At 35.4% G+C, this 12,079-nt stretch carries 15 protein-coding genes and 1 tRNA gene; 13 read left to right on the top strand and 3 right to left on the bottom strand.

What is annotated here, in order from left to right; all coding sequences use genetic code 11:
• Nucleotides 1–22: 22 nt before the first annotated feature.
• Nucleotides 23–769, top strand: coding sequence for a succinate dehydrogenase/fumarate reductase iron-sulfur subunit (locus tag EKM01_RS01445; RefSeq protein WP_126458090.1), 747 nt, complete (start codon nt 23–25; stop codon nt 767–769).
• A 110-nt stretch (nt 770–879) separates the two neighbouring features.
• On the opposite strand, the gene EKM01_RS01440 is transcribed toward EKM01_RS01445, so the two are convergent.
• On the bottom strand, nt 880–1,443 hold the full coding sequence (locus tag EKM01_RS01440) for a hypothetical protein (protein WP_126561287.1): 564 nt from the start codon (nt 1,441–1,443) through the stop codon (nt 880–882).
• A 74-nt stretch (nt 1,444–1,517) separates the two neighbouring features.
• Here EKM01_RS01440 and EKM01_RS01435 point away from each other — a divergent pair, with 74 nt between their 5' ends.
• A complete protein-coding gene (locus EKM01_RS01435; protein WP_126458084.1) occupies nt 1,518–2,288 on the top strand; it encodes an amidohydrolase in 771 nt (256 codons plus the stop codon).
• A gap of 3 nt (nt 2,289–2,291) precedes the next feature.
• Here EKM01_RS01435 and EKM01_RS01430 read toward each other — a convergent pair whose 3' ends face one another.
• Nucleotides 2,292–3,944: an Ig-like domain-containing protein gene (locus EKM01_RS01430; RefSeq protein ID WP_126561288.1), complete on the bottom strand. Its 1,653-nt coding sequence runs from the start codon at nt 3,942–3,944 to the stop codon at nt 2,292–2,294.
• 218 nt (nt 3,945–4,162) lie between these two features.
• Here EKM01_RS01430 and mce point away from each other — a divergent pair, with 218 nt between their 5' ends.
• A complete protein-coding gene (mce, locus tag EKM01_RS01425) occupies nt 4,163–4,564 on the top strand; it encodes a methylmalonyl-CoA epimerase (protein WP_126458077.1) in 402 nt (133 codons plus the stop codon).
• A 143-nt stretch (nt 4,565–4,707) separates the two neighbouring features.
• Nucleotides 4,708–4,781, top strand: a tRNA-Ile gene (locus EKM01_RS01420).
• 359 nt (nt 4,782–5,140) lie between these two features.
• Here the strand turns inward: EKM01_RS01420 and EKM01_RS01415 are convergent.
• Nucleotides 5,141–5,728, bottom strand: coding sequence for a riboflavin synthase (locus EKM01_RS01415; protein WP_126458074.1), 588 nt, complete (start codon nt 5,726–5,728; stop codon nt 5,141–5,143).
• A gap of 57 nt (nt 5,729–5,785) precedes the next feature.
• On the opposite strand from EKM01_RS01415, the gene pdxA reads away from it, so the two are divergent.
• From pdxA to EKM01_RS01370, 9 genes are all read left to right on the top strand, one after another.
• A complete protein-coding gene (pdxA, locus tag EKM01_RS01410) occupies nt 5,786–6,835 on the top strand; it encodes a 4-hydroxythreonine-4-phosphate dehydrogenase PdxA (RefSeq protein ID WP_126458071.1) in 1,050 nt (349 codons plus the stop codon).
• Nucleotides 6,836–6,920: 85 nt separating this feature from the next.
• Nucleotides 6,921–7,463: a DUF177 domain-containing protein gene (locus EKM01_RS01405; RefSeq protein WP_126458068.1), complete on the top strand. Its 543-nt coding sequence runs from the start codon at nt 6,921–6,923 to the stop codon at nt 7,461–7,463.
• A gap of 9 nt (nt 7,464–7,472) precedes the next feature.
• Nucleotides 7,473–7,667, top strand: a complete 195-nt coding sequence (gene rpmF, locus EKM01_RS01400; protein WP_007137315.1) for a 50S ribosomal protein L32 — start codon at nt 7,473–7,475, stop codon at nt 7,665–7,667.
• 172 nt (nt 7,668–7,839) lie between these two features.
• Nucleotides 7,840–8,838 carry a beta-ketoacyl-ACP synthase III gene (locus EKM01_RS01395; protein ID WP_126451979.1) on the top strand — a complete coding sequence of 333 codons (999 nt, stop codon included), beginning with the start codon at nt 7,840–7,842 and terminating at the stop codon, nt 8,836–8,838.
• A 23-nt stretch (nt 8,839–8,861) separates the two neighbouring features.
• Nucleotides 8,862–9,341, top strand: coding sequence for an acetyl-CoA carboxylase biotin carboxyl carrier protein (gene accB / locus EKM01_RS01390; RefSeq protein WP_126458065.1), 480 nt, complete (start codon nt 8,862–8,864; stop codon nt 9,339–9,341).
• Nucleotides 9,342–9,432: 91 nt separating this feature from the next.
• Nucleotides 9,433–10,779: an acetyl-CoA carboxylase biotin carboxylase subunit gene (gene accC, locus EKM01_RS01385; RefSeq protein WP_126458062.1), complete on the top strand. Its 1,347-nt coding sequence runs from the start codon at nt 9,433–9,435 to the stop codon at nt 10,777–10,779.
• A gap of 266 nt (nt 10,780–11,045) precedes the next feature.
• Nucleotides 11,046–11,342, top strand: coding sequence for a hypothetical protein (locus tag EKM01_RS01380; protein WP_126567914.1), 297 nt, complete (start codon nt 11,046–11,048; stop codon nt 11,340–11,342).
• Nucleotides 11,343–11,377: 35 nt separating this feature from the next.
• Nucleotides 11,378–11,698, top strand: a complete 321-nt coding sequence (locus tag EKM01_RS01375; protein ID WP_126766430.1) for a hypothetical protein — start codon at nt 11,378–11,380, stop codon at nt 11,696–11,698.
• A gap of 10 nt (nt 11,699–11,708) precedes the next feature.
• Nucleotides 11,709–12,005 carry a hypothetical protein gene (locus EKM01_RS01370; protein ID WP_126451975.1) on the top strand — a complete coding sequence of 99 codons (297 nt, stop codon included), beginning with the start codon at nt 11,709–11,711 and terminating at the stop codon, nt 12,003–12,005.
• Nucleotides 12,006–12,079 lie beyond the last annotated feature (74 nt).

Genomic DNA, 12,079 nt, shown 5'->3' with positions numbered 1-12,079 from the left:
CTATGACTTTCAAACTAAAAATATGAAACTTACATTAAAAATATGGCGTCAGAAAAATGCCGCTGCAGAAGGTAAAATAGTTGAGTATCCTATAGATCATATTGAGCCAGACATGTCATTTCTTGAAATGCTTGACATTTTGAATGACGAATTGATCATGAAAGGGGATGAACCAGTTGCATTTGATCACGATTGTCGCGAAGGAATTTGCGGAATGTGTTCTTTGTATATCAATGGGGAAGCGCACGGACCAGACCGTGGCGTTACCACTTGTCAATTGCACATGAGAATGTTCAAGGATGGTGACACCATTTTTATTGAGCCGTTTAGAGCTAAAGCTTTTCCTGTAATAAGGGATTTAGTGGTCGATAGAAGTTCTTTTGACAGGATTCAACATGCGGGAGGATTTATATCCGTAAACACCTCAGGAAATACTATTGATGCTAATACGATCCCTATTAATAAGGAAGATGCGGATAATGCTTTTGATGCGGCTACTTGTATTGGTTGTGGAGCTTGTGTGGCGAGTTGTAAAAACTCATCGGCGATGCTTTTTGTCGCTGCAAAAGTATCTCAATATGCGTTGTTGCCACAAGGAAGAATTGAAGCTACTGACCGTGTATTGAATATGGTGAGCCAAATGGATGCGGAAGGTTTTGGGAACTGTACCAATACTGGAGCTTGTGAAGTAGAATGTCCAAAAGGAATTTCTCTTGAAAATATTGCCCGTATGAACAGAGAATATTTATCAGCAAGTTTAAAAGGGTAAACATTTAGTCCTAAAGGTCAAACTCAAAGGACAAGGATTGCATAATAATTTAAAACGCATTCAATGTCAAAGTTGAATGCGTTTTTTTATATAAAATAATCTATTATACACTAATCTTTCCATCCCCAAGGTGCGGCAGGCGTACCTACTGTTTTTGTCAAATCAAATTTCACGGTAAACAGTCGGTCAGAACCGATGCGCCTTAGGTTGTACGTGAAAGAAGTTTCGTCAAGAGTAATCCACCAAACATTTGCAGCAGCATTTGGAATCAAATCACAGGTTTCCTCATCTGCCGGAAAAAACTGAAGCGTTGCTGACCCCGCATTAGTGGTTGTCCCTCCATATTGTGTCACCTTATCCTCCGAGCCATCTTCGTGGCGGTGGTCGTGTTTCAACTGGATGCGATCGTTATCATAAGCAAGTACCCATGTTCTTGATTTGTCGTCTCCTACAAAAAACGGAATCCGAATCGTTTTTTCATCGCAGTTGCGGACATGCATCACCAGTTTTTTATCCCGAAAAGTATCATTGGTTGCACCCTCTGTGACTGTTCCTTCAAAGGATTTCCCACATTGTTTTTGTAGGTTTTCCCAAAATTGTTTCGCTCCCGATTTTTCCTGTCCAAAAATAAAAACAGAAAACAGAAAAGAGTATACAAGAAATATCTTTTTCATAAAGTCATTTTTTAGCTAATATAATGAACTTATGGTGTTGTGATATTTCTTATTTTTATAAAAAATAAAGTAAAATGAAAATTATCCTAATTCAAGCTCCTTTAGTTTGGGAAAACCCAAAAGCCAACCGAAACTATTTCGAAGAAAAAATCAGTGCACTTACTGAAAAGGTAGATTTGATTGTGCTTCCTGAAATGTTCACAACGGGCTTTACGATGAATCCAAAGGATGTTGCAGAAACAATGCAAGGCGAAACCATTGTATGGTTACAATCATTGGCAAAAGCTACAAATAGTGCTATAACAGGAAGTTTAGTTATTAAGGAAAACGGAAATTTTTACAACAGAATGGTGTTTGTATTTCCTTCTGGAACAATTCAGTGCTATGATAAAAAACACTTGTTTACTTTAGCTGGCGAAGATAAAGTATATACTAGTGGCACCCAAAAAACGATTGTAAATTATTTAGATTGGAAAATTTGCCTTCAAATATGTTACGATTTGAGATTTCCTGTATTTTCCAGAAATTCAGAGGATTATGACTTGGTGATTTATGTTGCAAGCTGGCCAAAAATTAGAACAAATGCTTGGGATGCTTTATTGAAAGCACGAGCGATAGAAAACATGTGCTATGCTATTGGTGTCAATAGAATCGGTATTGACGCAAATGGTTATGAATACATAGGTCACTCACAAGCAGTCGATTTTCTGGGGAATTACATTCAAGAACCAATAGAAACAGAAGGTTTGTTTTTAGTAGAATTAGACCCAGAAAAAATGCTGGAAACCCGACAAAAATTGGGTTTTTTGAATGACAGAGATTCTTTTGAAATAGAAAACAGGTAACGTTTATTTCTTCTTGTTGGTTTTCTTTTTAGGTTCCGGAATGTAGGGAAGACTTAAATCAAATGCCTGGTTGACGTCCCAATTTGCCCGAACAGGAATTTCTTTGGAAAAGTAAATCACTTCCTCGGCTTGACGTTTTTCTAAATAATTACCGGAATCCCATTCCTTGTTTTTATTGGCATCATAAATAATTCGGAGCGTGTACAGCTCGGGGTCAATTAAATTAAAATTTATTGTGGTGTTTTCCTCGGTATATTCAGTAGCTAAAACGTCCCCTTTTGCATTCGTGAGTTCAACAATGACGGGAAATTGTTTTGCTTTTTGCAACTGCACGGTCAGATTCCCATAATCAGCAGTGCTTTGAGTGTTTAATTTATACGTTAAAGTATCGTTTGTTTGTTCGAAAAAATCAGTTAACGCTCCAGGTAAAATTTCAAATGTATAATTTTCGGAAGGTTCTTTAATGAAATCAAAAAAAAGCTTTTGATTGAATTCGTCGTATTTAGTGGTAAACGGCACTGCATCTTTTGCGTTATTGGTTAGGTTTATTTTCGAATTTTCGAAACGGGTTAAAGGAGTATTACTTTCTAATGTAAATTGCTCTCTAAATTTTAAGGTTCCGTTTTGCAGGGCTATGACGTTTAAAGTATCTTTTTTCTGATCTTTTATTTTAAAATTGAATTTCGATTCATATTGACCTTTGGCTACAGCCAAATTTAGTGAATCAGCTTTAATGGGCTTGTACCAGATTTGAAGGGAATCTTTTTTTGGAAATTTAGTAATGACAGTAGGCAGAAGATCGTTGTTGTTTTTTAAAATTATTTTGGGCCTGTCATCAGCAGAATTTATTAGTCCCTCATACCCTACTAACAAACGGTTTCCTGAGGCTTGACTAGGCTTAAATGTTTTGAAAGGAAGTGTTTCCTTAAATAATTCTAACTCATAAATAGTGTCATTTGGAATCGTAATAAAGTCTTTGCTAAATCCAATTTTATCTGTTTTTGGGTTGTATTTATTGTTGCTGTTGTAGTCTTTCATGGCTACAAGAAGATATTTCCCTGCTTTTAAATTCTCTAAACGAAACGTCTTCAAGCTGTCCAATGTGTTGGTTACATATCTTGGGGTTTCAGTATAAACAACGGAGTCCTTGAAACTGTCATTGACTTCGTAAAGCATAACTGATACGAATGATTCCACTTCTTTTTCATACGCACTTTTCAGAGTACCACCAAGGCTTAAAGAGTCAATATAATCGCCGGTAGAAAATACATATTTGAATTGATTTAACGGATTCCCTTCATTATTATCAGCAATACTTTGTCCAAAATTAAAGCTGTACGTGGTGTTGGGTTGTAGTGTATCTTTAATTTTTATGGTGATCGTTTTGCTTGCCGTTGTGGGTAAAACCAATGGATCGTTCTTCATTGGTGGCGAAATAATCAATTGTTTGTTCAGGTTTTTTATTTTAATATTTTCGTCAAATACCAACTTAATCTCATCTCCTTTGAAGTTTGTGTTGAAGTTTTCCGGGAAACTCATTTTCAAAACAGGCGCAATAGTATCTTTTAATCCCCCGGTGATAGAGCCTCTTTTGGCACAACCAGCTACAATAAAAAGCAATAATAAGAAGGCGTATTTTAAATTGTTTTTCAACATATCAAATCATAATTAGAATGTACAAAATAACAATTATAATTCATGTGATTGCTCTTTTTTATAAAATTATTATGCGTAATAAATTCAACTTGCCTTTTGTGGGGACCTTGTTTTTTCTTTTTAATGTTTAATTTTACACTGAAAAATAATTGTAGTTATAATTCGCAGTGGTAGTAGAGTTTTTCAACTAAAGTAGCGTTGCGCTCAAAACATAAATAATGAGGAAAATAGAACACATTGGGATTGCAGTTAAGAATTTAGAAGTTTCTAATAAAGTTTTTGAAAAGCTTTTTGGAGCTCCGGCCTACAAATTCGAGGCGGTGGAAAGTGAAGGAGTAACAACTTCTTTTTTTATGAATGGACCGAACAAAATTGAGCTTTTAGCGGCTACCAATCCAGAAAGTCCTATTGCTAAGTTTCTTGAAAAAAAGGGAGAAGGCATACACCACATTGCCTTTGACGTAGAAGATATAGTTTTAGAAATTGCGCGTTTAAAAAAAGAAGGTTTTATTGTATTAAATGAAATTCCTAAAAAAGGGGCTGATAACAAGTTAGTTGTCTTTTTGCATCCAAAAAGTACGAATGGCGTTTTGATTGAGTTGTGTCAGGAAATAAAATAAGTGTTTTCAGGATAATTCATTTAGTATTCTACTATTCAGCACGTTTCTCTTTAAAAGCGATGAATCATTGAAATATTATTGAAATCTAAGTCAAAATATTTGGAGTACATGAAAAATAGTAGTAATATTGCACACTCTTAACCGGTCCTATAGCTCAGCTGGTTAGAGCACCTGACTCATAATCAGGTGGTCCCTGGTTCGAGCCCAGGTGGGACCACAGTTTAAGTTTAAAAGCCTTCAAAATTATTTTGAAGGCTTTTTTTTAAAACCGAAGCTAAAAAAATGCATTATAAATTAGAAATGATAATAAAGCACATTTTAGATTTAATAAATATTTTGTATCATTAATTGTGCTATCTATGAAGATTGGAACAAATAAATTTATTTTTTTAATCGTTTTCTTTTTTGCCTTTGCGAATAGCACAATTGCTCAGCCTCCTCCTCCTCCTCCTGAAAACCCTCCTCCAGCTCCTATAGATGAATATATTTATATCGCAATTATAGTCTCGTTGATTTTTGGCACAATACTGATATATAACAGTGTGAAAAAAAACCTTAAATAAAGAGTGTTTTGTATTATTGGGTTTTGTAAAGCCTAGTCACGTATTTACCAATGACATCAAATTCAAGATTTATTTTTGTGCCAACTTCAAAAGTTTTAAAATTAGTATGTTCGTATGTATAAGGAATAATGGCGACACTAAACTGATTTTTCTTTGAGTTCACAACCGTTAAGCTGACGCCGTTTACCGTAATGGATCCTTTCTCAATGGTAATGTTGTTCCAATTTTCCTCATATTCAAAAGTGTAAAGCCAGCTGCCGTTGGTCTGCTCGGCAGTGATGCAGGTGCCCGTTTGGTCTACATGTCCCTGAACAATATGTCCGTCCAGCCTATCTCCCAGCTTCATTGCTCTTTCCAGATTGATACTGTCTCCAACTTTCCAATCCGATAAATTTGTTTTTTTTATAGTTTCGTCTATTGCGGTTACGGTATAAAAAGTGTCGTTGATAGCAACAACCGTAAGACAGACCCCGTTATGTGCCACGCTTTGATCTATCTTAAGTTCAGTGGTAATTGATGCATTTATGGTAATATGAACGTTATTTTTTTCTTTTTTTATTTCTTGGATGATACCAAGGGTTTCTATGATTCCTGTAAACATTTCTTGTTTTTTTTACTAAATTTGCACTTCAAAATTAGCAATAAATAACGGTATGTCATTATGAAAAAAGCAGAAAATATAATTGTCGGAATTTCTATTGGAGATTTAAACGGTATTGGAAGCGAAGTTGTTTTAAAAACATTTGAGGATTCTCGCATGTTAGAGTTGTGCACTCCAGTTATCTTTGCTAATGTCAAGTTGTTGTCTTTTGTTAAAAAAAGTTTTCAATCAACATCTTTGCTCCACGGGATCGACAAATTAGATCAAATCGTATTAGGCAAAATCAATGTATTAAACCTCTGGAAAGAAGGTGTGGATTTAAATCTTGGCAAGGATGATTCTAAGGCAGGGGAATATGCTATAAAATCATTTATTGCAGCGACGAAAGCACTCAAAGAAGGTGTTATAGACGTTCTGGTAACAGCACCAATAAATAAATTCAATATACAATCAGACGATTTTAAGTTTCCGGGTCATACGGATTACCTAGACCAAGAACTAGAAGGCAATGCCTTGATGTTGATGGTTCAGGATAATTTGAGAATAGGATTGCTGACAGATCATATTCCGCTTAGTGAAGTCGCCTCACAGCTAACAGAAGAATTGATTGTGCGAAAAATCGAAACGGTCAGACAGACTTTGATCAAAGATTTTGGCATTAATAAACCCAAAATAGCAGTTTTAGGTTTAAACCCGCATTGTGGAGATGGCGGAGTCATAGGGACAGAGGATGACTTGATTATAAAACCTACATTAAAAAAAATGTTCGACAAAGGGATCTTAGTATTTGGTCCATTTGCTGCAGATGGTTTCTTTGGCAGTAATCAATACGAGAAATACGATGCCGTTATAGCAACCTACCACGATCAAGGATTGATTCCTTTCAAAACATTATCTTTTGGAAAAGGAGTAAATTATACTGCAGGCTTGCATAAAATAAGAACCTCACCAGATCACGGCACCGCTTATGATATAGCAGGCAAGGGAATAGCTGATTTTAACTCCTTCAAAGAGGCTGTATATCTGGCAATAGACATTTATCATTCCAGAAATCAATATGCAGAAATTAGCAAAAAACCATTGAAAACAAAAGAAAAGCAGTTGTGAACAAAAAAAAGTGAATAACATTATTAGATTTGCAATAATTTTATATCTTTGCACTCCCGAAGTTTAAGGGAAAATTGTTGTTGAAATGAAGAACACAAAAGAATATTTAATTCCTTTTATAGGATTAAAGCTAGGGAAACATCATTTTGAGTATCAAATCAGTAATGCGTTCTTTGAAATCTTTGATTATGATGAATATCAAGATTCAAAGATCAAAGTAAATGTAGTTTTAGAGAAAAAAAGCACACTGTTAGAGTTGCGTTTTAATCACAAAGGGGCTGTAAATGTGCCATGTGATCTTACCAGCGAAGATTTTGATCTGCCAATTGAGGGCGAAATGAAATTAATCGTTCGTTTTGATGAGGTTTACAATAATGACAACGACGAATTATTGATTTTGCCCCACGGAGAGTTTGAAATAAATATTGCACAATATATCTATGAAATGATTGTGCTGTCAGTCCCTTTAAGACGCGTTCATCCGGGCATACAAGATGGAAGTTTAAAGACTGAAGCCTTGACAAAACTCAATGAATTGACGATAAAGGAAGAAAAAGAAGAAAATAAAGAAGAAGAAAATATTGACCCGCGTTGGGACAAGTTAAAGCAACTATTAACGGATAAATAATATAGTAAAATGGCACATCCTAAGAGAAAAATCTCCAAAACAAGAAGAGATAAAAGAAGAACACATTACAAAGCTACTGTAGCACAGATTGCTACTTGTCCAATTACTGGAGAAGCACATTTATACCACAGAGCGTATTGGCATGAAGGTAAAATGTACTACAGAGGGCAAGTTGTTATAGATAAATCTGTAGCTGTTGCATAATACATTTTTTGTAAATGATATTCGAACTCTCACATCGTGAGAGTTTTTTTGTTGTTTGTAATTTTCGTTAAATAAGAAGTTCTAATTCAAAGAGAATGGAATTTTTTTTGTAATTTTCAAGTCTTTTAAAAATTTTCAAATGGTACCATTTGACTAGAAATAAACGCATACAATGAATACAATCACAGCCGCAATAACCGCTGTTGGAGCCTATGTTCCAGACTTTGTACTAACGAATAAAGCTCTTGAAGCCATGGTCGACACCAATGACGAATGGATCACCTCTCGTACAGGAATAAAAGAAAGAAGAATCCTTAAAGACAAGGACAAGGGAACTTCTTTTTTGGCCATAAAAGCCGCGCAGGATTTATTGGCCAAAGCGAACATTGACCCTTTAGAGATCGATCTACTAATTATGGCAACCGCAACGCCCGACATGCCAGTAGCGTCAACAGGCGTATATGTAGCAACCCAAATTGGAGCCACAAATGCTTTTGCTTATGATTTGCAGGCTGCTTGTTCCAGTTTTTTGTTTGGGATGTCAACAGCTGCTGCTTATATTCAATCCGGAAGGTATAAAAAAGTACTCTTAATTGGTGCTGATAAAATGTCTTCTATCGTGGATTATAAAGACCGATCTACTTGTATTATTTTTGGAGATGGTGCTGGTGCAGTACTCTTTGAACCTAACTATGAAGGATTAGGATTGCAGGATGAATACTTGCGCAGTGATGGAATTGGCAGAGATTTTCTTAAAATTGATGCCGGCGGATCACTTAACCCTGCCTCTTTTGAAACGGTAAGAGACAACAAACACAACATTATTCAAGACGGGAAAACAGTGTTTAAATACGCCGTAACCAATATGGCAGATTCAAGCGAATTAATTTTGAAAAGAAATAATCTGACAAATGAAGATGTCGATTGGCTGGTTCCTCATCAAGCCAATAAACGTATAATTGATGCGACAGCCAACAGAATGAATTTAGAAGAATCTAAAGTATTAATGAATATCGAAAAGTACGGAAATACAACTTCTGCCACTTTACCATTAGTGCTTAGTGATTTTGAACATCAGTTCAAAAAAGGAGATACGATAATTTTGGCTGCTTTTGGAGGTGGATTCACTTGGGGATCTATTTATCTAAAATGGGCATACGACAAAAAATAAATTTAAACTAAAAACAAATAATTATGGATTTAAAAGAAATTCAAAATCTAATCAAGTTTGTCGCAAATTCAGGAGTTGCAGAAGTTAAACTAGAGATGGATGACGTGAAAATCACCATCAGAACAACCTTAGAAGGAAATGTCACTGAGACTACTTACGTACAGCAAATGCCCGCTCAAGGAGTGCTTCAGCAACCATTAGCTCCACAACAAGTGGCTCCCGTCGCAGTTGTTCCGGCAGTACCTGCGATAGAAAACGCTCATTTCATCACTATAAAATCTCCAATTATTGGAACTTTTTATAGAAAACCATCTCCGGATAAACCGATGTTTGTTGAAGTAGGTAAAAGCATCGCTAAAGGAGATGTTCTTTGCGTAATAGAAGCTATGAAGTTATTTAACGAAATTGAATCTGAAGTTTCTGGTAAAATCGTAAAAATATTGGTTGACGATATGTCGCCAGTTGAATTTGACCAACCTTTATTCTTAGTAGATCCATCATAAGAAATTATAAATTATAAATTTTGAATGATGCTTTTTCATTATTTGAAATAATTTAAAATTTAAAATTCAACATTTAAAATTGCAAAACAAGATGTTTAAAAAAATATTAATTGCAAATAGAGGAGAAATTGCGTTACGCGTAATTAGAACTTGCAAGGAAATGGGGATCAAAACAGTAGCGGTGTATTCTACTGCAGATGCCGAAAGTTTACATGTAAGGTTTGCTGACGAAGCCGTTTGCATAGGACCACCTCCAAGCAACTTGTCCTATTTGAAAATGTCAAATATAATTGCCGCCGCAGAAATTACAAATGCAGATGCAATACATCCAGGATATGGATTCCTTTCTGAAAACTCTAAGTTTTCTAAGATTTGTCAAGAACATGGAATCAAATTCATTGGAGCTTCTCCAGAAATGATTGATAGAATGGGAGATAAAGCTTCTGCAAAATCGACTATGATAGAAGCGGGTGTTCCTTGTGTTCCGGGTTCAGTTGGGATTTTAGAATCCTATGAACAAGCGCTACAGCTTTCAAGAGATTTTGGCTTTCCCGTAATGCTTAAAGCTACTGCCGGTGGTGGTGGAAAAGGGATGAGAGCAGTTTGGAAAGAAGAAGATTTGTTGAAAGCCTGGGAAGATGCCCGTCAGGAATCAGCCGCAGCTTTTGGAAATGACGGAATGTATTTGGAGAAATTAATCGAAGAACCTCGTCATATTGAAATTCAAGTTGTAGGAGATGCTTACGGAAAAGCCTGTCATCTTTCAGAAAGAGATTGTTCTGTTCAAAGACGTCACCAAAAATTGACCGAGGAAACTCCATCACCGTTTATGACCGATGAATTGCGTCAGAAAATGGGGGAAGCAGCTGTAAAAGCAGCCGAATATATTAAGTATGAAGGTGCTGGAACGGTTGAGTTTTTGGTGGATAAAAACCGTAACTTTTATTTCATGGAGATGAATACCCGTATTCAAGTGGAGCATCCTATTACAGAACAGGTTATTGATTACGACTTAATTCGGGAACAAATTATGGTTGCTGCCGGAATATCTATTTCAGGTAAAAATTATTTACCACAGTTGCACGCCATCGAATGTAGAATTAATGCAGAAGATCCTTATAATGATTTCCGTCCTTCTCCAGGAAAAATTACAACACTTCACATGCCCGGTGGACATGGTGTTCGTTTAGACACTCACGTTTATTCAGGATATACAATTCCGCCAAATTACGATTCTATGATTGCAAAGTTAATTACTACTGCACAAACTCGTGAAGAAGCAATTAGTAAAATGAGAAGAGCCTTAGACGAATTTGTGATTGAAGGAATAAAAACTACCATTCCTTTTCACAGACAGTTGATGGATGATCCTCGCTATATTGCAGGTGATTACACAACCGCTTTTATGGATACGTTCAAAATGAACGACCCAGAATAGCAGATTTACATATCTATAATAAAAAACCTTGCAGCGATGCAAGGTTTTTTTGTTTAGAACCACTACAAAAAAACAAAGCGGGTAATTTATACCCACAACACGCTACGTTTTACCCACATTTCTCCTTATTAAAAAAAAACATATTTCATTAAACATCTCTATTACAGATATTTAATGACACAGCGCCTTCCTTTATAACTCTGGTACAATTATTTCAATTACTTGAACAATAATAAGTAACAATAATAATCTATAAATAAAACAGTATGAAAAAGTTAATGGTATCAGCAGCAATTGTAATAGCGAGTTTTTCAACATATACAACTACAGCTCAGGTAACAACTACAACAGCAAAAACAGCCTCAATTCAAGAAGAATATATTGAAGTGAAAAATGAAGAAGTGCCGGAAGCTGTAACAAAAGCGTTAAAAACGGCTTACCCAGATGCAATTCTAGACAAAGCATATACAAATGCAAATAAAGAATATAAACTGGATGTGACTGTTGGGGACAAAAAAGGAAATCTTTTTGCAGATGCTACTGGGAAATGGATTCAAAAATAAAGCATTAAAACAATAACAATTTAAAAAAAAACACTATGAAAAAGTTAATTTTATCAGCAGCAATTATTTTAGGAAGTATGACAGCATTTGCCACTACAGTTCCAACTTCAAATGAACTAGTACAAACGCTATCCATTCAAGAGGAATATGTAGAGGTACAAGTAGAAAATGTTCCGGATGCTATTAAAACCGCTTTACTAGCAGCACATCCAGACGCTGTTCTGGACAAAGCACACGTAAATGCTAACAAAGAGTATAAATTAGAAGTTACTGCAGCAGCGAAAAAAGTTATTCTTTTTGCAGATGAAACTGGGAAATGGATTCAAAAACAAAGCATCAAAACAATAACAATTTAAAAAAAACACTATGAAAAAGTTAATTTTATCAGCAGCAATTATTTTAGGAAGCATGTCCGCATTTGCAACAATACTTCCCGTTCAAAACCCACAAAATCAATCGGTTTTACTACAAGAAGAATATACTGAAGTACAAGCAGAAGCCGTTCCTCAAGCAATAAAAACAGCTATGGAAAAAGCATATCCCGGAGCAATTCTGGGAAAAGCATACATCAATAAAAATAAAGAATACAAACTAGAAATTACAGTTGGAGACCAGAATGCTACTGTTTATGCGGATGCTGAAGGAAACTGGATAAATAAATAATTTAGGTGAGTTTTTGTTTAAAAAGAGAGATTGTTTTAACAGTCTCTCTTTTTTTGCAAAAAATTAGCTAAATA

The organism is Flavobacterium sp. RSP46, assembly GCF_003984825.1.
Classification (GTDB): Bacteria; Bacteroidota; Bacteroidia; order Flavobacteriales; family Flavobacteriaceae; genus Flavobacterium.
Note: the sequence above shows the minus strand (reverse complement) of the source record. Positions and strands in the feature narration are given on the sequence as shown.